Genomic DNA, 437 nt, shown 5'->3' with positions numbered 1-437 from the left:
AAATCGGCGAGATGGAAGCCGCCGGACTGCGGCGTGGCGTAGCTGAACAGAGAGCAGAGAGCGAGCCGGGTGGGCGGCATGGTCCGGCGCCAGATCAGGCACGCAGCCATGGCGAGTTGCACGCACGGGATCCTAGCTACGTCGGTTTTCAGTTCCGGAGTGAGGATGATCCCGCCGAGCCCCCAGAGCGGGACCAGGAAGAAGCCGAGCGTGCAGCGAACCAACAGCTCGGTGTCGATGCGGATGCGGGTTGTGACACGGTCGAGCGCATTCAGGAGAGCGCCGCCGAGCGAAGTGCCCTCGGCCAGGCAGCCCGCCATCAGGCAGACCAGGGCGAGCCCCGTCAGCCACTCGAAGTTCGGGCATAGCACCTGCTCGAGGCCGCGCGGTTGGCCGGCGACATCATAGGCGCAGAACCACTTCACGTGCGCGCTGGC

Annotated in this window: 1 pseudogene; it reads right to left on the bottom strand. The window is 66.8% G+C overall.

From position 1 onward, the window contains the following. Positions 1 to 437, bottom strand: a pseudogene (locus tag MKK69_RS10225) (hypothetical protein); the annotation flags it as partial.

Source organism: Methylobacterium sp. J-026 (assembly GCF_022829585.1).
Taxonomy (GTDB): Bacteria; Pseudomonadota; Alphaproteobacteria; order Rhizobiales; family Beijerinckiaceae; genus Methylobacterium.
Note: the sequence above shows the minus strand (reverse complement) of the source record. Positions and strands in the feature narration are given on the sequence as shown.